Raw genomic sequence first — 22,128 nt, 5'->3', positions numbered from 1 at the left:
CATTGATTGAAATTGAGCATGCGTTCTCTACAAATAGCTTGACCGTGCCATGATTACTCGGTACGGTAGTAATAAGAAATATTTATGTTAATCATTCTTTCCAGCGTTTTATTTTCCTCATGGCTATCCTGAGCCGCAGGAAGGAAAATTCCTGGAAATTGAGCAATCACAACTTTCAGCGCTTGACGCAGTCAAACTCTGACAAAAAAGCTTTCCAATGAGCCACATTGTAGGCGTTGAAATGAATAAATCTCATTAATTGCTCAGACTGGTGTCAAGATGGTAACAAGCTGGGTAAAAGACCGCTATCTTGGCAAACTTTACTGCATCATAGCCATTCATTAGAGCGCTAGCGTTCTAATGCGTCAATTAACTGGTAAAAGGAAGGATCTATGAGTATTGCAGAGGATGTTCTCTGGTACAAAGATGCCATCATTTATCAATTACATGTGCGTGCTTACTGTGACAGCAATGGGGATGGCGTTGGCGATTTCGCCGGATTGACTACCAAGCTGGATTACTTGAAAGAGTTAGGAGTCAATACGCTTTGGTTACTGCCGTTTTACCCCTCACCTTTGCGCGATGACGGTTACGATATCTCGGATTACCGCGGTATTCATCCCAATTACGGCACCCTGGCTGACTTTCGTACTTTCCTGCATGAAGCGCACAAGCGTGATCTCAGAGTCATTACTGAACTGGTCATCAACCATACCTCGGACCAGCATCCGTGGTTCCAGGCTGCACGCGTGGCGCCGCCCGGTTCAGCCAAGCGTAATTATTATGTGTGGAGCAATACTGTCAAGAAATACGAAGAAACACGCATCATCTTTACTGACACTGAAAAATCCAACTGGGCTTGGGATGAAACAGCACAAGCATATTACTGGCATCGCTTCTTTTCGCATCAACCCGATCTCAATTTTGCCAACCCGCATGTCGTCAAGGCGGTGCTGCGTGCCATGCACTTCTGGTTTGATATGGGGGTCGATGGCATGCGGCTGGATGCCATTCCCTATCTGTGTGAACGCGATGGTACCAATAACGAGAATCTTCCCGAAACACACGCCATTATCAAACATTTGCGCGCAGAGCTGAATCAGCGCTATGTTGACCGCATCTTCCTCGCCGAAGCTAATCAATGGCCGGAGGATGTGCGCGAGTATTTCGGCGATGGCGATGAATGTCATATGGCTTTTCATTTTCCACTGATGCCGCGCATATTCATGGCGGTGGCCCAGGAAGATCGTCATCCCATCATCGAAATCCTGGCGCAAACCCCAGAGATTCCAGAAAATTGCCAATGGGCTGTGTTCTTGCGCAATCACGATGAATTGACGCTGGAAATGGTCACTGATCGCGAGCGTGATTACATGTACAACACTTACGCATCCGACCCGCGTGCACGGCTCAATTTGGGTATCCGCCGCCGGCTGGCACCACTGATGGAAGGCAGTCGTGCCAAGATTGAGCTGATGTATAGCCTATTACTATCCATGCCGGGCTCCCCCATTATTTATTATGGCGACGAAATCGGTATGGGTGACAACATTTACCTCGGTGACCGTAACGGAGTACGCACACCCATGCAATGGAGCCCCGACCGCAATGCAGGTTTTTCCCGGGCCGATCCACAACGACTATATCTGCCGCCCATCATGGATCCGCTTTATGGTTATGAAACAGTCAATGTCGAAGCGCAAAGCCGCACTGCCAGTTCGTTACTCAACTGGATGCAGCGCCTAATCATCACGCGCAAAGCTCGCAAGGCTTTTGGTCGTGGCACCATTACATTTTTGCGTCCGGGCAATCGCAAGATACTCGCCTATTTACGCGAATATCAGGAAGAAAGCATTTTATGCGTAGCCAATCTTGCCAACAGCGCTCAGCCAGTCGAATTGAATCTGGCCGCATACAAAGGCCGCGTTCCAGTAGAATTGCTCGGACATACCGCCTTCCCCGCCATCGGGGAACTACCTTATCTGCTGAGTTTACCGAGCTATAGTTTTTACTGGTTCCGGCTAGCTACCGATGTGGAAGCGCCTGTCTGGCACGTAGACAAACTTCCGCGCGAGTTATTGCCTGTATTAGTCTTGCCGGAAGGACTGCTGAGCGCATTGATGTCTAAGCCGGCAGGTGAAATCAGCGATGTGCTGGCACGTAAGACCCGCACGCAACTGCAAGCCGAAGTGCTGCCGCCGTTTCTTGCGTCGCAGCGCTGGTATGCAGGAGCTGGTCAAAACATCGCTCAGCTGGAATTAAACTTAAGCCAGACATGGAAAACTGCCGAAGGCAAGGGATGGCTGCCGCTGCTGGTCAGGCTCCAATTCGAGACCGGAATAACGCAGAGCTATTTTCTACCGTTGGGATTACTACTCGGAGAGGCCGCAGATCAGCACTATCACGCTTTGTCACCATGGATGCTGGCCAAGGCCAGACAACGTGCGCGTGAAGGCATACTCTATGATGCCCTGGGTGAAGATACTTTTTGCCGCTTCATGCTGGATGCCATCATGGCGCAAATGCGCCTTCCCTTTGCCGCGGGCGAAATGGTGTTTTCCAGAACAGCAGCATTCCCGGGACTACCAGAAACAATCGATATCAACCGGCCAGGAGTGGAGCAGAGCAATACCTCCATTGTTTATGGCGGCCAAGCCATACTCAAAGTCTACCGGCGCGTGCAGGAAGGCATCAATCCGGAGCTGGAAATGGGACGATTCCTGACCGAAATTTCGCCATGCGCGAGCGTGCCCCCTTTGGCTGGCAGCCTGGAATATCACGCCCATGGTACGGTTACCGCGATTGGGGTGCTGCACCGGTATGTGTCCAATCAAGGCAGCTTCTGGGACTGCACGCTGGATTATTTAGGCCGCTATTTCAAACTGTGCGTGGATGAACCCGATCGCGCTTCTGACGCCGGCGTGCATGCAGTGTATTTAACCCAGATGGAGACGCTGGGACGGCGTACGGCAGAATTGCATCAAGCATTGGCTAAGAGCACAGGCAACGCCGCATTTGATCCTGAGCTGCAGCCGGTCAGCGAAATCGCAGATCAGATGGCACAGTTACGGACGAAGTTAGTCACCGTTTTCGACAAACTGGAACAAGTGTTATTCCAGCTGCCCGAACAATCACGCGGGATTTGTCAGCGCCTACTCAGCCAGCGACTGCATCTGCTGGATCGCCTCACCTATTCACTGCTAGACGAACCCGCTTTATACAAAATCCGCATCCATGGCAATTATCACCTTGCCCAGATATTACTTACGCATAACGATTTCACTATCACCGACTTTGAAGGTGACCCTAGCCTATCTTTGGAAGTACGACGCGCCAAGCAATCACCCCTCAAAGACATTGCAGGCATGCGCTACTCACTCAGTAGCGCAGCGCTCCAAGCACTCAGTCGACATCTGATTGAACGCGCGGATCACCGTGACTTGCTGGAAAGCCGCGCGTGCGAGTGGGAACGTGCGGCTGTCAATGCTTTTCTAATTGGTTATCAAACAGCCATCACTGACTGTTGCGCCTACCCCACTGACGCGGCACAGCAACAAAAACTGCTCGAATCATTCCTAATGGAAAAAATACTGGATGAGCTGGGCAAAGCGTTAGCTGAGCGGTTCGCTGGGCTGGAACCTGTGATGTTGATTCTGCTCGACCTGATCGAGCAAACAGCACCATCTTGTGGAGGTGATGAACATGCCTAATCCGAAAATTCTAGCAATGGTGATGGCGGGAGGCGAAGGTAAACGCCTTTATCCGCTTACCTGCGAACGCTCCAAACCCTCGGTACCCTTTGGAGGGCGCTACCGTATTGTAGACTTCGTCTTATCCAACCTGGTGAACTCGCATATTTTTGCGATCTATCTACTGGTGCAGTACAAATCGCAGTCGCTGATCGAACATATCCGCCGCTCCTGGGGTCTGGCGCCGATTTTCCCCGAACAGTTTGTCACCATCGTGCCGCCGCAAATGCGCGAGGGGCCTGAGTGGTTTCAGGGGACAGCGGATGCAGTGTACCAGAATCTCAGTCTGATCCGGCAGCATGCACCAGATCTGGTGGCGGTGTTCGGGGCCGATCACATCTATCGCATGGATGTGCAACAGATGGCGCACTTTCATCTGGAAAACGATGCTGACGTCACTGTGGCAGCGCTGCCAGTGCCGCTGGCGCAGGCTAGCGCTTTCGGTGTAATCGAGAGTGCTGATGATGGACGTATCCGCCAGTTCTATGAGAAGCCGCAATACCCGCCTTCGATGCCGGGAGAACCTACCCGCGCTTATGCATCAATGGGCAATTATCTGTTCAGTACCGACACTTTGTATACCGCATTGGAGGAAGGTAAACGTCGCGGTGAAAAGGATTTCGGCAGCCATCTGCTACCTCGTTTATGCCAGAGCCACCGCGTGTTTGCTTATAACTTTGCAAATAATCTCATACCAGGCATTCGAGACTACGAAGAACAATCCTATTGGCGCGATGTCGGCACGATTAACGCCTATTTCCTGGCACATCAAGACCTGCTGGGACTTGAACCAAAATTCAATCTGTTTAATCCACGCTGGCGCTTCGCTTCCAGTGAATATCAGGGACCCTCGGCAAAATTTATCCATGCTGAGATCGAGAACAGCATTATCGGTGACGGTAGCTTCATAAAAGGTGCCAGGATTCACAACTCCGTTATTCGTCGAGAGGTGTTAATCGAAGAAGACGTTGAAATCGATGAATCCATCATCATGGATTACGCTATCATACGCCGGGGCTCACGGCTCAAACGTGCTATCGTAGACCGGTATAACCTGATCTGTGCCGACAGCCGCATCGGTTATGACCGGCAAACCGACGCTGAGCGTTATACCGTTACTGATTCAGGAATCGTGGTCGTACCAAAAGGAAAATATAGATATGATGGCACTATCGGCCATTATTGGTAAAGAGATAGCGGCATGAAACGACAACACTGCATGCCCTTTGGCGCTGAGTTTACCCAACAGGGCAAGGTGCGTTTCCGTCTATGGGCACCAGCCGCCCATCAGGTCACCCTGCTTGTCGATAAGGAAAATCCCGTACCAATGCAAGCGATCGGTGCAGGCTGGTATGAAGGGATAAGTGAACAGGCGCGCGCGGGTAGCCGGTATCGCTACCAGATTGACAATGGACTATGCGTGCCTGATCCTGCTTCGCGCTATAACCCGGATGATGTGCATGGCGCAAGCCAGGTAGTCAACCCTGCTGCATTTGACTGGCAAGATGATGATTGGCATGGCCGCCCCTGGGAAGAAGCGGTGATCTATGAAATCCACGTTGGCACTTTCACGCCTGCAGGCACCTTTGCAGCAATCGAGCAAAAGCTGGATTATCTGATTGACTTGGGCGTGACCGCTATCGAACTCATGCCGGTGGCCGATTTTCCTGGCAGGTGCAACTGGGGCTACGACGGTACTTTACTGTTTGCGCCGGATAGTGTTTACGGCACACCAGATGATCTCAAGCGGCTGGTACAGAGTGCGCATCGCCGCGGACTGATAATGCTGCTCGATGTCGTCTACAATCACTTCGGGCCGGAGGGCAATTATCTGCATGTGTATGCCCCGCAATTTTTCACTGAACGGCATCATACCCCATGGGGAGCGGCGATCAATTTCGATGGTGAAAATTCGCGGATCGTGCGCGATTTCTACCTGCATAACGCGCTCTATTGGCTGGAAGAGTATCACTTCGATGGTCTGCGGCTGGATGCTGTGCATGCGATTCTCGATGACAGCCAACCCGATATCCTCGAGGAACTGGCGCAAACAGTGCGCGCCACATTGGGCACAGAACGTGCTGTTCACCTCATTTTGGAAAATGATCATAATGCAGCGCGTTATCTGACGCGCGCTCCGAACAGCCAGTCTCTCGATTACAATGCGCAGTGGAACGACGATGCGCATCATGCCTACCATGTACTGTTGACGGATGAGTGCGATGGCTATTATGCAGATTATGCTATTGATCCTATCCGCCATTTGGGACGCTGCCTGACCGAAGGGTTTGCCTATCAGGGTGAGACTTCCACTTACCGCCAGGGCATGGCACGCGGTGAGCCGAGCACCCATTTGCCACCTACAGCTTTTGTCGACTTTCTGCAAAATCATGATCAGATCGGCAACCGTGCATTCGGTGAGCGCCTAACGGTATTGGCCGCACCCGAAGCGTTGCGTGTTGCCACCATTCTGCTCCTGTTGTCGCCCTCGATACCCCTGTTGTTTATGGGCGAAGAGTGGAGCGCACGCGAGCCGTTTCCTTTTTTTTGCGCCTTCAGCGGCGAACTGGCTGAGGTGGTAACGGCAGGGCGGCGCAAAGAATTTGCCCGTTTTGAGCGTTTCCGTGACCCGGCTGCGCGCGCAGTCATTCCCGATCCGTGCGCAGCCCATACCTTTGAGCTGGCCAAGCTGGACTGGCGGGCACTCACCCGTTCCCCTCACCAGGAATGGCTCAGGCTATACCAAGAACTATTGGCTGTGCGGCAGCAGATAATCGTGCCGCGTTTATCTGCCATCCAAGACAGCCATTTTGAGGCGCTGACAACGCATGCGCTGCATGCCCGTTGGCTTTGCGCTGATGCTGGACAACTGGCCGTCTACGCCAATTTAGGCGCAACGTCCGCCAACTTGCCCGCTACGCCGCAAGGTAAAATATTCTATCGCAGTAGCATGGATACTGATCCGCAGCTTGCAGCGGGTATCCTGCCTGCTTTCACCGTCGTTTGGTATCTGGCAGAAACCTAAGCACGTAAACCCGATGGATAGATGTTTAGTCCTGCGGCGTGCCGGGCAAGGTAATCATCAGCCGGAATGGAAATAAATCCTCCCGGCTGCTTAGCGGGGCAGCAGTATTCTCGATCGGTTGAGATACGATCGTAGCAATGTCTGCGGCCATGAACCTGGTGGCGAGCGCTTCCGCGCTGAGCGCTATCTCCTCCAATCCTGTAACAAAGACTGGCTTCTCCTGCTCTTCCATAGCGGCTTCTTCTCTTGCTATTTCTTCTGCTATATTGCCAGGAAGCGCCGCAGGGGAGTAACCGCGGACGATTTCGCCCAAGTCTTGGTGGCCTGCCAAAAAGAATTCTTTCTGCGTTCCCTTCTTATCGTCTTCCTTCTCCTCTTCACCTTCTGGAACAGCGCTGGGGGGAATTGGTACAGCAGGAATGGGTATTGGACAACACGGCGAATAGCGGCTAACTGTTTGTGTATACAATCTCCTGGTGTTCTCGATTCCAAGTAAGGAAAACTCGATTGTCAGGCTCCATTTAATGATAAAGTCCTGCTGCACTTGTTTGCCGGATTTGGAACGCTCTTTCGGAGGTTTAGGAAATTCAGGGCGGGCGGGCAATTCAACCTTCTCCCCCTTTGCTTTCTTACCCACAGCCTCTTGAAATTCCTGCATGGCTTCAAGGGCTTCTTTTGATTTACGCCGGAAATCCAATTCCTCTTCGGTGATACAGGAGTTAATCACTTTCACCGGCGCTGTAGTCACGACTGCATCTAATCTCAAGAAAAGGGAAACATCGATAACAGGAATTGTCGTTCCTCCCCTTTTCGATCCATGGAGCTCTTGTGATTGCTGCCCAATCTGGATCGAATCAAAATACTCGCAACTGCCGGTACAGGTAAAATCTATCACGACTTTAGGGCTGACTGTGTCAACGGCAGCCTGGACCTGTTCCTTTGTAATTTTTGCCTCTCCAAGTGGAAGTTTTAAAAATTTGGGAAGTTTTGGAAGTTGCGGGTTGATGTTTTCTTCGACAAAATTAAAAATCGTATCGACGAGGCCTGCCTTGGCGAAGCCAAACGTGGCATCCATCTCCAACTCGCCAAACGCCATGATCTTCTCGTCCGGACTACGTTTTAGCTCTTCATCCGGACTGTTTTTTTTCAGCAAAAGGGTCTGCCTTATTTGCCGTAACACGGGAAGATTAAAGGCAAGCAAAGATAGATTAGAAAAAGCGGGCTCGCGAAATCCCGGCGTCATGTGCGCGACGCCAGTCATATCAAGTGTCAGGTCGGGCAGGTAAAACACATTAACGCCGTCGGGCGGCGCTGGCACTTCAGGCCCGGACAAAAAAGCTGATGGTGCCGGCATCTCGAGCGGCGGAACGAAAATTCGCGACTGCTCAATCGAGACTTCATTTGTGCTAAAGGAGTTTGGAGATTCTTCCACCAGAGCGGGAAAGCTTAGCATTTCCAAATTCGGCATTTCTTCTCGCACTACTGCTGTGAATTCGGCCGGAAACGGCACATTCTTCAGGAATGGGAAGCGAAGTCCCGGCGTTAGATGCACAACTCTGCTCAGATCAAGCAGCAAGTCAGTCAGATAAAATGGCGTTCGCATTTCCTGTTTCTCGTCGCATCCCTCAACGCAGCTCACGTATCCAGCCGCCAAGATGGTCAGATACTCGAGCACCGTAAAGACGTGATTCTGGTTGTACTGGTACGGCTGGAAAGCCGTAAATCGATCGATGAATAGCATGGCGCGCTCCTGGTTAACGCCACTGGGGCAATGATCATCCCAGAATCGCGGTGCTAACTTCTTGACCTGATTGGTCTTGATGAACTTGTCGACGCACTTCGTATTGTACGGAATGACAAACTTCGGAGGCACTCCCGGTTCACCGACTTGCTCGAAAACTTTATCGAGAATCTTCACTCCTTTTTTTGGGGGATTGACGACCCGCCTCAAGCCATGGGCCAACTCGTGCACCAACAGCAAGGAGCTTGCTCGGTCGTATCGATCTAACCCAATCAGCGGAAAGTTCCGGTGGTTGGCGCTGATACGATCGCTGCGAATACCTTCGCCAGGAAGAGGCGGATACCATTCGTCCAGGAACAGCACCACGAGCGGGCTTTTCTCCCCCTTGGCCTTTTTCTTCTGCTGCTCGATCTTTGTCTTTTCACGCTCTATTATGAGGCTATGAATATCCTCGACCGTTTCCTGGATTGCTTTAAGCTGGTCCTCAATACCGGATTGGGTCTTTCCCTTTGGGATCTGGCTAGCCTGGATTTCGTACTTCTTAAAAAGATCATCGAGCTCCTTTTTCTTTTCATCATGCTTTGGAAGGGTGGGATCGAGCGCGAATTCCTTGAACGCCAGGTCAATACAATACTTCTTGAACCATGTCTTCGCAGCCGTGATCTGCTGATTCACCTCGGCCTCAGTCCATTCTTTTGGCAAGCGCAACCAAATTATCTCTGCAGAACAGGCGCACTCCACTACGAAATCTTTGATATTCCGGTTGTTGTCGATGGCGTCATCTATAAAAGGTGATCTCATAGCGTACGTTTCCTACTTCATTGTGCCCTGCTGCGTCTCCTCTTGAAAACGCACCTGCTCTAATGGGAACCGCTGGAAGTGGATGGTTACATCCCTTAACTGCGGTTATCTCGCTGAAGAAACTGGCATTGGTTCTGCCACAGAACTTCTGATTCCACGCCGCCATTCAGCGTACCAACATTCTTCTGTCTACTACCCCCGCGGAATAGTCGCATTCTTAATAACTGAAAGGGCGCATGCGCTGCCCAGCGCAATTCCTACCGGCATCATCATGTGGTATACCAGCGTGGAAGCATCTGCCAGAATGGTAGAGCGGGTAATAATGCTTTGTGCTTTTTCCGGCATGATGCCATGCAGATTTCCCTGACCCAACACAAAAAACCAGATGTTGGTTGCAACCGGCAAGTCAAATCCATCCAGATTGAGGGCTTTGGGCGGTGGAATTAGTTTCCCCGGCTTACTGCCGTCACATGCATAGATCTGGTTAAGGTCGTTGATATAAACAGGCGCACCATCAAACTTGAGCACTTGCTGCATTTTGCTGCTGCCATCGGGGCTGGGAAAGGCCATTTCTTCATACTCTGGCGCCACTCCCCGGTTCCAGTAAGCTGCATGAATCGCACGCTTGCCAATAGTGCTGGTAAAAATCACGATGCACCGTCCATCGTTCGTCCGTACCATTTCCTTGGCTCTGTCCATATCTTCCAACGTCAGCTCACGCCCTTCCAGATCAACTACTTTCGAGGGGTCCACTAGCTTCAGCAGTCCATCGAATTCATCCGGGTTGGTCGCAGAATCACCACCCTCAAAGAGCATCCAGAACTTGTACAGCAATTCCCGCACCGCCAGCGCCATCTGCACGGCAGCCTGGTCATTTACATTTGAGGAAAAGATGTCTTGCGCCTTGTAGCAAACGCGGAACTGCGTGGCGATTTCTGCGAAGCGGTAAATCCGGTTGGTGTCATGAGGTTGCTTGGTGTCCGCGGCGATGGAGTCGCACTGATTGATGGTCACGCCTGGCGTCAGTGGGCCGGTCGTCGCGTACCGCAGCGCGTCACCTGCGATCGGAAGAAAGGGGAAAGCCGTTGAAAGCTGGATACGAAATGGAAAATCTTCCAGCAACCACTTTGCCAGAACGTCATTTGAAAGCAAGCGAGCGTTATTACCTATGGGTTGCATCATTTTTTCTCCCCCATCATCCATTTAACTGACATTCAAATAAATTCTTCTCTCTTATCGCTAATAAGTTAATCCTCAACAAGAAGCAAGTAAATACGTGCAAACACGTAAAGGTTAATCCTCATAGTACACATTGTTAATTTCTTGTTCTCATCCACTCCTGTTACACCAGAATTTAGAGTTTGAAGGCCGTAGACTGCATGAACAATATGGCAAAGGGGAAACCGGCGAAGTAAGTTTTGATTTAAAATTAAAATAAGATAGTAATTGCCGCCTTCACATCATTTATTTGGTTAGCGCTTATAGCTTTTACTGGAAGGTTATGAACGGCTCGGCTACCTATTTAGTGTGAAAGGGTTACAGAGCGTGCAACATCTGCAGTTTAGTGAGCACTGAAAAGGCGAGCACAGTGCAACCAAGCAACATACCACAACGATCACATAGTCAGACCTTCTCTCAAGGAGAACCATGAGCGAATTCAAGTTATTAGCACGTCTAAGCGAACTGGCAGGCATTTTGCCAACCTACAGTGATAACTGGCAGCAACAGCACATCACCTCACCTGCAACACAACGTCTGCTCCTGACTGCCATGGGGTTCGATGTCTCCACCCCAGAAAAAATCGCAACCGTCATTGAGGAGCGGGAACTACGCCCTTGGCGGAGAATACTTGAGCCGGTATCGGTAGTGCGAACACGTACACCTTGGGTACGTTTCGTTGTGCAGGATGCCGTTGCTGCCGAGGAATGGGAATGGCGCCTGGACCTGGAGGATGGTAGCAGTCAGCACGGTCAATTCCGCCCGCAAGCGCTACCGAAAATTGAAAGCAAGAAAATCGAAGGGGTGGCGCACACTGCCTGGCGATTGGCGTTACCGGAACAGCCGGTACCGGGTTATCATCGCCTGACACTGCTACGGGCAGGCGAATCATTTGCAGTGCAGGCATTCATTGTTGCCCCTGCTAGCTGCTATCAGCCTGAGGCCGTTGCCCATTCTGGCCGCATCTGGGGGCCAGCCGTACAACTATACTCAGTCAGATCTGAGCGTAATTGGGGGATAGGCGATTTTACCGATCTGCGGTTACTGCTGGAGCAATGGGCGGCACAAGGCGCAGATGTCATCGGCATCAATCCGCTCCATGCCCTGTTTCCGCACAATCCGGAGCATGCGAGCCCCTACAGCCCTTCCAGCCGCCTGTTTTTCAATATCCTTTATCTCGATGTAGAAGCCATTACTGATTTTCACGAATGCGAAGCCGCGCGTGCACTATTACGCACACCAGAATTCCAGATGCGGCTGGAAGGATTGCGCGCAACCGACCTGGTCGATTACGCAGGCGTCGCTGCGCTCAAATTACCCATGCTGGAAATGCTGTACCGCTTTTTTTGTGAGCGGCATCTTGCAGCAGGTAGTGAACGTGCCACTGCATTTCGTGCCTTCCAAGCACGTGAGGGTGAGCGATTATATCGCCATACCCTGTTCGAGGCCTTGCAAGAACACTTCCATAACCAGGACCCTAATATATGGGGCTGGCCTGCCTGGCCGGAACCCTACCGTCATCCCGAATCGACTGAAGTACGTGAGTTTGAAACGCAATATCGGGATCGCATCGAGTTTTTTGCTTACTTGCAATGGCAAGCCGATTTACAGCTAGCCGCTGCCGGCTGGCGCTCGCTGGAACTTGGACTCGGTGTAGGGCTGTATCTCGATCTGGCGATCTCGGTAGATGGCGGTGGCGCTGAAGCATGGGCCAATCAGGCGCTTTATGCCATTGGCGTGGGAGTAGGTGCGCCGCCGGAGCTCAACAATCAGCTTGGCCAAGATTGGGGGTTACCACCATTTGTACCAGATCGCCTGCGCGAGACAGCCTACGCACCTTTCATTGCCACCTTGCGACATAACATGCGGCACGCCGGCGCATTGCGCCTTGATCATGTCATGGGACTGATGCGTCAATACTGGGTGCCTGCTGGCATGTCTCCCACCGATGGGGCCTACGTACGTTATCCTTTTGACGATCTGCTCGGTATTCTGGCGCTGGAAAGTCAGCGTAATCGGTGCCTGGTAATTGGCGAAGATCTGGGAACCGTACCGGAAGAAGTGCGGACTGCTTTACCGCCATTGGGCATCCTTTCGTATCGATTGTTAATCACAGAAAAAGAAGCAACAGGTAGCTTCATAGCGCCAACGAACTATCCTGCACAAGCGCTGGCGGCAGTTACCACACACGACTTACCGACGCTGCCAGGCTACTGGCAAGGACGTGATATCGTGCAGCGCACGGAATTGCAATTATTCAGCTCTGACGAAGCACGCTGGACCCAGGTTGTTACGCGCGCGCAAGAGCGTGCTTATCTGTTACTGATGCTGGAGCAGGCCGGATTGTTACCGGAAGGCATGACAGTCAACCCAGTATCTTTGCCTGCCGCTCTACCAGAATTTATCCTGGCAGTCTATACTTATCTGGCCCGCAGTCCGACCAAGATACTGATGGTACAACTCGAGGACATCCTGGGCGTGCCAGATCAAGTCAATATCCCTTCCACCACCACGCAGCATCCCAATTGGCGGCGGAAGCTCCCGATCCATCTCGAAGCCTGTACAGCTGACCGTCGAATACTTGCGCTGGCTGCAGCCATGCGGCAGGAACGTCCGCATATTCATGCTGCTCCCATGCTGAAGCAGCGTTTACGCATTCCCCTTGCCACCTACCGCCTGCAGCTTAACCGTAGCTTCACCTTTGCCCAGGCGGCACAAGTGGTACCTTATCTAGCAAGGCTGGGCATCAGTCATGTCTATTGTTCACCCTACCTCAAAGCACGTCCCGGCAGCAGTCATGGCTACGACATCGTCGATCACAACGCATTAAACCCGGAAATTGGCACAAAAGAAGAATTCGAAGCTTTTTGTACCGTATTGCATGCGCATGGCATGGGACAAATCCTTGATCTGGTGCCCAATCACATGGGCGTGATGGGCGCAGACAATCAATGGTGGCTGGATGTGCTGGAAAGCGGCCACACTTCAGTCTACGCTTCTTTCTTTGATATCGACTGGCAGCCTCTCAAAGAAGAACTGCGCGGCAAGGTGCTGCTACCCATTCTGGGGCGATCCTATGGCGATACGCTGGAAGACGGTGAATTAAAGCTCAGCTTTGACGAAGAATGTGGCAGCTTCAGTGTGTGGTATTATCACCACCGCTTACCCATCGCTCCACGCGAGTATCCACGGTTATTGCGACATCGTTTGTCCTTGCTGGAAGCGCAGCTGCGGCCAGATAGCCAGGATTTGCAGGAGCTCACCAGTCTCATTACCGCATTCGACCATTTGCCGCCACAAGAGGATACTTCAACAGATAAAATTCTGGAACGGCACCGCGATCAGGAACTCCTCAAGCGACGCCTGGCAGCATTAACCGGTATCTCCTTGCCTGTCAAGCAGATGGTGCTGGATACTGTCAACGATTATAACGGCAATCAAGGCGATCCCAACTCTTTTACCTTATTGCATGAGCTGCTCGAAACCCAGTCATGGCGCATCGCCAACTGGCGCGTGGCTTCTGATGAAATCAACTACCGCCGCTTTTTTGATATCAATGATCTCGCCGGCTTACGCATGGAAGATAATCATGTGTTCGAAGCCACCCATCAACTAGCATTGGAACTGGTTGCCGAAGGTAAGGTGGATGGCTTGCGCATTGATCATCCTGATGGCTTATATGATCCACTGCAGTATTTTCAGCGACTGCAGGATCGCGCGGCCCTGCGCTCGCCGCCGACGGAAGGAGAAAAAGCCGTTTATATCGTGGCAGAAAAAATTCTCGCCAGCCATGAATCATTGCGCGAGGATTGGGCGATCCATGGCACCACCGGTTATGACTTTTGCAATCTGGTCAATGGTCTGTTCGTTGATCCTCGCGCAAGAACAACGCTGGAGCGTACTTACCGTTCGTTTACTCATATTCGGCCCGACTTTGAAGAATTGGTTTATCGCAGCAAGCATCAGATCATGAAACATGCCATGGCCAGTGAATTGAATGTCATGGCGGGACAATTGAGCCGTATTTGTGAATTGCGACCGCATACGCGTGACTTTACCACCAATAATCTGCGCCTCGCGCTTGCCGAGGTCATTGCGCGCCTGCCTGTCTACCGTACCTATGTGCGCGACAACCAGGTTTCGGTACTGGATCGCCGCTATGTGGAATGGGCCATCGCCCAAGCCAAGAAATTCACGCAGGTACTGGATGTCAGCATCTTTGATTTTCTCAGCTCCGTACTGCTGCTGGATGCTGCGAGCGACAAAGATTCACCCTATGCAGCAGCTATTACTGCATTTGCCATGAAATTCCAGCAGCTTTCCAGTCCAGTGATGGCCAAAGGCTACGAAGATACCGCATTCTATCTGTATCACCGGTTGATTTCCCTGAATGAGGTCGGCGGTGACCCACGCCTTGTCGGCATCTCGGTGAAAGCCTTTCATGCCGAGAATACCAAGCGGCTGGAACGCTGGCCTTATTCCATGCTCAATACCTCAACACATGACAACAAGCGCAGCGAGGATACGCGCATGCGCATCAACGTCTTGTCCGAGATGCCCAGTCATTGGCATAAACAAGCACTTCGGTGGCGGCGACTTAACCGAAGCAAAAAACTGCTGGTCGACCGCGAGGAAATTCCAAGCGCTAACGACGAATACCTGATTTACCAAACACTGATCGGCATCTGGCCATTTACAGAGCTTACTACGACTGAGCATGAAACCTTGCTCGCACGTATCGAGGCCTATATGCTCAAGGCAGTGCGTGAAGCAAAACATCACACCAGCTGGATCAATCCCAGCATCTCCTATGAAGATGGCTTGACACTTTTTATCAGGAAGATATTAAACCCTTCTGACAAAAATGCCTTCTTGGCAGATTTTCTTTCCTTCCAGCAACGGGTAGCTTACAGCGGCATGTTTAACTCACTCGCGCAAACTCTGCTCAAATTAACCGCACCTGGCGTGCCGGATATCTACCAGGGCAATGAGCTATGGGACTTCAGCCTGGTAGATCCAGACAACCGCCGCCCTGTGAATTATGCCCTGCGCCAGCAGCAGTTGAATGAAATTGAAGCGCTTGTTGCCGTTCCGCAAGAAGCGCTGGCCCAGCAAGTGCGACAGCTGCTCGATTACATGCCAGACGGCCGCGCCAAGTTGTATCTGACATGGCGCCTGCTGCACAGCCGCAAGCAATGGCCGCACGTTTTCCAGCAGGGCGCTTATCTGCCGCTCACAACCACGGGTCCACGTAAGGATCATCTGTGCGCCTTTGCCCGCCAGGCGGATGACATTGCCTTGATTATCATCGCGCCGCGCTGGTTTTCCCGGTTGATACCCGCAGCATCAGGGCAATTGCCTTTGGGTGATACCGTATGGGTTGATACAACCATCGAAGTGCCCAGCCTCGCTGCGGGAATGCGGGGAGTGAATATCTTGACAGGAGAAATCGTGGCAGTTACTCAGACGAATGATGTTCCTGAACTCACTGCTTCAGCGTTATTCGCTTCATTTCCGGTGGCGCTATTACAATTTCGGCTTCCAGAAAATTGAATTCCGGGGTGACCTATCGCAAAGCTTTCAGGTGGCAACCTCCACAAATTGTAAAGCCCAAGCAATTAGGAACTTTCACTTTTTATCAGATATCTATTAATAAAGTATTCCCGATAGCGAAATGCACGCATAGCGTACAAAGCAATCACACATGGCCGGCCTCAATGGAACATAATTCGTGGATAAAGTCACTATGATCATACGCCCTTATAAGCAGATCGAGACGGAAACAGTGGCAGGACGAGCTGGAAGGAGTTTCTGGATGCGCTTCAATCGCACAACAAGGCCATTGTCATTATGCCAAACGTTCTAATCACTGGCAGTAACCGCGGTCTCGGCCTGGAGTGGTGCCGGCAATACGCACAGGCAGGATGGCGTGTTTTTGCTACCTGCCGATTTCCTGCGCAAGCAGACGAACTGCAGCAACTGGAAAGTGATAGCAGCGCCTTAACCAGACATCGTCTCGACGTGACCGATCCCGCTCAGATCGATGCCTTGGCAGCAGAGCTTGCGAATACCCCCATCGATCTCTTGATCAATAACGCGGGAGTCTATTTCGAAAAATATGTTCGACCGGATCAAGCCACCGATTATGAAGTCTGGGCCCACACTTTCCGCGTTAATACGATCGGTGCATTGCGTGTAAGCCGCGCGTTCCTTGCCCATTTACGGCGCAGCCAAAAGCGTTTGATCGTCGCCATCACCAGTCACATGGGTTCCATTGCCGAGATCGAAAGCCCTGGCAGCTATTATTATCGCTCCAGCAAAGCAGCATTGAATGCCGCCATGAAAGGATTCTCACTGGAATTAAAACCGCAGCAAATTGGGATATTACTGTTGCATCCGGGGTGGGTGCGAACGCGCATGGGCGGCCCGGACGGACCGCTGTCGCCCCAACAGAGTGTCGAAGGTATGCGCACCTTAGTCGACGCTTTTACCCTGGCGGATAGTGGCCGTTTCTTACGCTATGATGGCAGCGAAATTCCCTGGTGATAAAACCAAGCCATAAATTAGGGCATACCTGTATTCTTAGCTTGCTAGAAATCATCCTTTGTTGATCATCTGATAGAATCTAAAAACTTATTGTATGCTTTGTGAATTCATTATAAATAAAAAAGTTTTTTATACATGAGGTGACAGTGATGGGCAGAGTGCTGGAGCTGTTTGATTCACGCCTGAGCACCCTTCGCTTCCAGAATGAAACAGCGGAGCTACATTTTTCCTACACCTGTATTTATTTGGAGCATAAGCCGGATGTCGTCTGGAGTCAGGAGGTAATAGTGCTTATGGCGCATGTCCGGTTTGAGAAACCATTACCCACACTGCCAAATACTGTGGTCGAGGGTTATTTGGAGCTGGACGGAAAACGTTATGAGCCGATCCCGCTACCACTGCCACAGAAGCGGCATGGCCGATTATATTTACAGTTTGCCAATGAAAGCGTGCTGGCATTACATGGTGAACAGCCGGAAATCAGATTGGTGGGAGAAAAGATATTTTTGAGCAACCGATCATCGAATCATCGTTAGCAATTATTGAAATTACCCATTAAGAGTAAGCAAGCACTCTTTTTTCTTGACGCATTAATACGACCGGTCATATTATAAGCACATGCCTAAAGTGACAAAAAAAGAACTCAAACGAGAAAGTCTGTTGAATCAGGGGGTAACCATGCTCATGGGGCAAGGCTATCATGGCACGGGACTACAGGAAATCCTCAATGCAGCAAATATTCCAAAAGGTTCTTTTTATAATTACTTTGGCAGTAAAGAGAATTTTGGTGCAGAAGTCATCCAGCACTATATTGATCCTTTTATCACGCAATTAGCGGCACATCTGCAACAATCCGAGACCGATGCACTGAGCGCGATACGGCGTTATTTCGGCGAACTGATCGTAGAACTTGAAAAAAATGAGTTTAAAGGCGGTTGCCTGCTGGGCAATCTGATGGGGGAAATAGGCGATAGCAGTGAAATTTGCCGGAAATCTCTTCAATTCGCTGTTGGACGTTATCGGGATTTATTGCAATCTGGGCTGGCTAAGGCGCAGCAGCAGGGCACGGTAAGATCGGATAAAACGACTGAAGAGATGGCGGATTTACTTATAAATACCTGGCAGGGGGCTTTACTGCGAATGAAAATAGAAAAATCATCTGTCCCGGCTAAGCAATGCTGCAAGAATCTGCTGGAAGATTTTTTTAAGCCTTAATTTTTTACATTAATATAAGACGACCGGTCATATATTTAACCTTAACCCTGGAGGAGATAAAAAATGCCGAAATATATCATTGAACGTAGCATTCCTGGCGCTGGCACTCTTACGCCACAGGATCTTCAGGCTATCTCACAGAAATCCTGCAGTATTCTGAACAAGATGGGCCCACAAATTCAATGGCTGGAAAGCTATGTAACGGACGATAAGGTCTATTGCATCTACATCGCACCCGACGAAGCTACCATCAGAGCACATGCTGACCAGGGCGAGTTTCCGGCCAATCGCATCTCTCGAATCAAAGCTGTGATTGATCCGACCACTGCTGACAATTAATTCCAAAGAGCACCGAAAAAAATACTCATTAAGGAGATCACGTTCATGCAACTCCATCTCATCAATCTAATAATTGTTAGTGTGACCTTAGCCGCTGCCGGTGTCTCTGGCGCATGCGCAGAAACTGGCGAAGCAGCTTTGGCCAGAAATCGCGCCGCTGCCGCAGAATCTGGCGCTGCTCACAAGCATGATATGCAATCCGGCATGATGGCTAAGTCAGGCCCGGAAGGTCAGCCTGCACCAAGCTTGCTGAACCTGGGTTCTCACACATTCCTGGTCAGCACCCGCAACAAATTAGCGCAACGCTACATCGATCAGGGACTCAATCTCGCCTATGGATTCAACCATGCAGAAGCACGCCGTGCATTCCAGGAAGCAGCACGGCTTGATCCCATGCTTGCCATGGCTTATTGGGGTCAGGCGCTGGTGCTGGGCCCCAATATCAATGCGCCGATGGATCCGAAAGATGAAGTACCAGCGTTGGAACTTGTCCAAAAAGCTGTAGCAAGCAAGGCAACAGCATCAGCGCGGGAGCAGGCGCTCATCGATGCGCTTGAGAAGCGTTATACCGGAAAGTCTGAACAACGGGCGGCAAATGACAAAGCCTATGCGGATGCGATGCGGGAAGTGCACCAGCGTTTTCCGGACGATGATGATATTGCCACGCTTTACATCGAATCGATGATGAACATCCATCCTTGGGATTATTGGATGCGTGATGGCTATTCACAAAAAGGAACGACTGAAATCGTCGCACTTACTGAGGAAGTGATACGGCGCAATCCGCAGCATCCGGGCGCGCTGCATATGTATATCCACCTCGTCGAGCCGACCAGTACGCCGGAACGGGCAGAAAAGGCGGCCGATACGCTGCTGACGCTGATGCCTGCCGCGGGGCACATGATACATATGTCTTCGCACATCTACCTGCGTGTGGGCCGCTATGCCGATGCGATGAAAAGCAATCAACTTGCCATTGCTGCGGATGAGAATTACATCGCGCAGAGCCGCGCGCAGGGAATTTATCCGATGGTCTATTATCCGCATAACATCCATTTCCTGTCGTTTGCTGCAACGATGGATGGGCAAAGCAGAATTGCGATTGAATCGGCCCGGGAGGCAGCCAGCAGAATAGACGATGCCATGCTAAAAGATTTGCCGCTGACTGCACTCTTCCGGATGCAGCCATACTGGGCATTGGCAAGATTCGGGCGCTGGCAGGAGATCCTAGCCGAGCCTGCGCCGCCACCCACCAACGCATTTTTGCGAGGAAGCTGGCATTATGTACGCGGTCTCGCATGTGTCGCCACAGGGCAATTGCAACAAGCTGGGCAAGAGCTGGAGACGCTGCGCGAGATCATGCATGATCCATCACTGGACCACCCACTGCTATCGAAAAATACCCCGCGTACCGTCTTGCGCGCTGCACCCGAAGTGCTTGCGGGTGAAATCGCTGCTGCGCACGGTCAATTCGATCAAGCCATTGCACACCTTGAACGGGCAGTTCGCCTTGAAGATGCCCTGGTGTACACGGAACCATTGGAATTTCACTTTCCGCCACGGCTAGCGCTGGGTGCTATTCTGCTGGAATCAGGACGTCCGGACGAAGCAGAAACAGTGTATTGGGATGACCTGAGGAAAAATCGCAACAATGGCTGGGCGCTTTACGGGTTGATGCAGGCACTGCGCGCCCAGAAAAAAGACGAGCAGGCGGCGCTTATTGAAGCACGCTTCCAAAAGGCTTGGGCACGTGCCGATGTGGAGCTCGGCGCATCCCGCTTCGGACGTCAGGCAGTAACAAGATAAAACTTATGCATATTTTCTATGCTTTTACTGAGTAACATCCCTTTCTGGGCAGCTAGCTAATTTTGCCTTCATCAGACCTGGCCAGATCATCTCTAAGACTGATGTTGAGCGCTACGTTTCGCTACTGCCACAGCAAACTCGTCACCCTTTTGCCCATAACCTCCTGGTTAAATACCACTTGGGCAATTGGGGTGTCAGCACAGGCGATGCCGTAGCAAACGTGTAACGGCAATAGATGTTCTTCTCTTGGGTGACAGAAGCGGGCCGATGGCACTTTTTCCCATTCAATTAATCGCCGCTCACGCTCTTCAGGTGAAATGGCCGGGCTGGTACACACTTCGATCAACCAGTCGTCAAATTCAGCATTCTCTTTATTACCGTCAATATCTCGCGAGAAGAAGGTCTTTAGGTTATGAAACGACATACCTGACCCGATAATCAGTACCGCTTTTTTTCGGAGAGAGGCAATCGCTTTTCCCAGCGCGATATGTTTACCGGGATCTAAATTGTTGAGTAACGATAATTGAATGCAGGGAATCCGTGCCTGCGGATACATCAATTTGAGTGGCACAAACATGCCGTGATCAAAATCCCGCCGTTCGTCAAGTCTTGCCGGCATGCCGCTGGCCACGATCAGCTCATGCACTTCTGTTGCAAGCTGTGGATGACCGGGCGCAGCATACTTAATTTGATAAGCTTCGGCCGGGAATCCATAATAATCGTAGAGCATGCCAGGATGACTGCCACTCGTAATTGTCGCCTGGTCTTCTTCCCAGTGAGCACTGATGACTAAAATCGCTGATGGCTCGCCCAGTTTGCTCACGATTTCTTTCAGGAAAGCAACCATTTTCTCATGTCTGTTATCGCCCAGAATGGGCAATGGTCCGCCACCATGAGGTAGATATAACACAGGTGAAAGCGTTTCAGATATTTGTCTGATCATCTACAACCCCTACTGTAGGAAGCGTTTATATTCTGTTAAGAGGAATACATCCATGGTTATATTCCTCTCACTCATCAGATAATTAGCTTGATAATTTTTTGGCTATTTTTGCGACATGTACGCCCTGAAAGCGTGCGATTGTTATTTCATTATCTGATGGTTGGCGACTGCCATCGCTACCTGCCAACGTGCTCGCTCCATAAGGCGAACCACCGGTGATCTCATTCATGTTCATGATTTCCTGGCAGGAATAGGGCACTCCCACGATAATCATGCCATGATGCAGCAGGGTGGTATGAAACGAAGTAATGGTGGTTTCCTGCCCACCGTGCTGCGTTCCTGTCGACGTGAATACGCTGCCTACCTTGCCGATCAAACCGCCGCTCAACCATAATCGTCCAGTCTGATCAAGGAAATTACGCATCTGGGCGCACATGTTGCCGAAACGCGTAGGTGTGCCAAAAATGATGGCATCATAGTTCGGCAACTCATCCACCGTTGCAATCGGCGCTACCTGATCGAGCTTGGCGCCAACCTTCCGGGCCATATCTTCCGGCATAAGCTCGGGCACGCGTTTAATGATGACCTCGACGCCATCGACACTGCGCACACCTTCAGCCACTGCGCTTGCCATTGTTTCAATATGGCCATACATACTGTAATAAAGTACAAGAATTTTTGCCATGCTTACCTCCTGATGTCGTGTAATCGTAGAACAGGCTTAACTTAAACCAAACCTTTGCAA

Annotated in this window: 13 protein-coding genes; 9 read left to right on the top strand and 4 right to left on the bottom strand. The window is 51.0% G+C overall.

Annotated features, from left to right (window positions below; all coding sequences use genetic code 11):
* Nucleotides 1-392 precede the first annotated feature (392 nt).
* From treS to treZ, 3 genes are read left to right on the top strand one after another with little or no spacing between them, the layout of a single operon-like run.
* Nucleotides 393-3,710 carry a maltose alpha-D-glucosyltransferase gene (treS, locus tag J5I83_RS13975; protein WP_304057228.1) on the top strand — a complete coding sequence of 1,106 codons (3,318 nt, stop codon included), beginning with the start codon at nucleotides 393-395 and terminating at the stop codon, nucleotides 3,708-3,710.
* Nucleotides 3,703-4,938 (top strand): glucose-1-phosphate adenylyltransferase, encoded by a 1,236-nt coding sequence (locus J5I83_RS13970; protein WP_304057226.1) that lies wholly within the window; start codon nucleotides 3,703-3,705, stop codon nucleotides 4,936-4,938. The genes treS and J5I83_RS13970 overlap by 8 nt, the downstream gene beginning before the upstream one ends.
* Nucleotides 4,939-4,950: 12 nt before the next feature.
* Nucleotides 4,951-6,774, top strand: a complete 1,824-nt coding sequence (treZ, locus tag J5I83_RS13965) for a malto-oligosyltrehalose trehalohydrolase (protein WP_304057224.1) — start codon at nucleotides 4,951-4,953, stop codon at nucleotides 6,772-6,774.
* A gap of 25 nt (nucleotides 6,775-6,799) precedes the next feature.
* Here the strand turns inward: treZ and J5I83_RS13960 are convergent, their stop codons facing one another.
* Nucleotides 6,800-9,316 (bottom strand): hypothetical protein, encoded by a 2,517-nt coding sequence (locus J5I83_RS13960; RefSeq protein WP_304057221.1) that lies wholly within the window; start codon nucleotides 9,314-9,316, stop codon nucleotides 6,800-6,802.
* A gap of 192 nt (nucleotides 9,317-9,508) precedes the next feature.
* A complete protein-coding gene (locus J5I83_RS13955; protein ID WP_304057218.1) occupies nucleotides 9,509-10,498 on the bottom strand; it encodes a hypothetical protein in 990 nt (329 codons plus the stop codon).
* 465 nt (nucleotides 10,499-10,963) lie between these two features.
* On the opposite strand from J5I83_RS13955, the gene J5I83_RS13950 reads away from it, so the two are divergent.
* The 6 genes from J5I83_RS13950 to J5I83_RS13925 all read left to right on the top strand — a co-directional run bounded on the left by J5I83_RS13950 (nucleotide 10,964) and on the right by J5I83_RS13925 (nucleotide 20,440).
* Nucleotides 10,964-16,087: a malto-oligosyltrehalose synthase gene (locus tag J5I83_RS13950; protein ID WP_304057215.1), complete on the top strand. Its 5,124-nt coding sequence runs from the start codon at nucleotides 10,964-10,966 to the stop codon at nucleotides 16,085-16,087.
* Nucleotides 16,088-16,384: 297 nt separating this feature from the next.
* Entirely contained in the window at nucleotides 16,385-17,080 is a 696-nt protein-coding gene (locus J5I83_RS13945; RefSeq protein ID WP_304057213.1) for an SDR family oxidoreductase, read from the top strand.
* A gap of 149 nt (nucleotides 17,081-17,229) precedes the next feature.
* Nucleotides 17,230-17,616, top strand: coding sequence for a hypothetical protein (locus tag J5I83_RS13940; RefSeq protein ID WP_304057211.1), 387 nt, complete (start codon nucleotides 17,230-17,232; stop codon nucleotides 17,614-17,616).
* A gap of 82 nt (nucleotides 17,617-17,698) precedes the next feature.
* Nucleotides 17,699-18,295: a TetR family transcriptional regulator C-terminal domain-containing protein gene (locus J5I83_RS13935; RefSeq protein ID WP_304057208.1), complete on the top strand. Its 597-nt coding sequence runs from the start codon at nucleotides 17,699-17,701 to the stop codon at nucleotides 18,293-18,295.
* A gap of 63 nt (nucleotides 18,296-18,358) precedes the next feature.
* Entirely contained in the window at nucleotides 18,359-18,634 is a 276-nt protein-coding gene (locus tag J5I83_RS13930; RefSeq protein WP_304057205.1) for a DUF4242 domain-containing protein, read from the top strand.
* Nucleotides 18,635-18,679: 45 nt separating this feature from the next.
* A complete protein-coding gene (locus J5I83_RS13925; RefSeq protein ID WP_304057202.1) occupies nucleotides 18,680-20,440 on the top strand; it encodes a hypothetical protein in 1,761 nt (586 codons plus the stop codon).
* A gap of 121 nt (nucleotides 20,441-20,561) precedes the next feature.
* Here J5I83_RS13925 and J5I83_RS13920 read toward each other — a convergent pair whose 3' ends face one another.
* Complete coding sequence (locus J5I83_RS13920; RefSeq protein WP_304057200.1) at nucleotides 20,562-21,383, bottom strand: class III extradiol ring-cleavage dioxygenase; 822 nt, start codon at nucleotides 21,381-21,383, stop codon at nucleotides 20,562-20,564.
* 82 nt (nucleotides 21,384-21,465) lie between these two features.
* Nucleotides 21,466-22,068, bottom strand: a complete 603-nt coding sequence (wrbA, locus tag J5I83_RS13915; protein ID WP_304057198.1) for an NAD(P)H:quinone oxidoreductase — start codon at nucleotides 22,066-22,068, stop codon at nucleotides 21,466-21,468.
* Nucleotides 22,069-22,128: the final 60 nt, after the last annotated feature.

The organism is Nitrosomonas communis (genome assembly GCF_024102715.1).
Taxonomy (GTDB): Bacteria; Pseudomonadota; Gammaproteobacteria; order Burkholderiales; family Nitrosomonadaceae; genus Nitrosomonas; species Nitrosomonas communis_B.
Note: the sequence above shows the minus strand (reverse complement) of the source record. Positions and strands in the feature narration are given on the sequence as shown.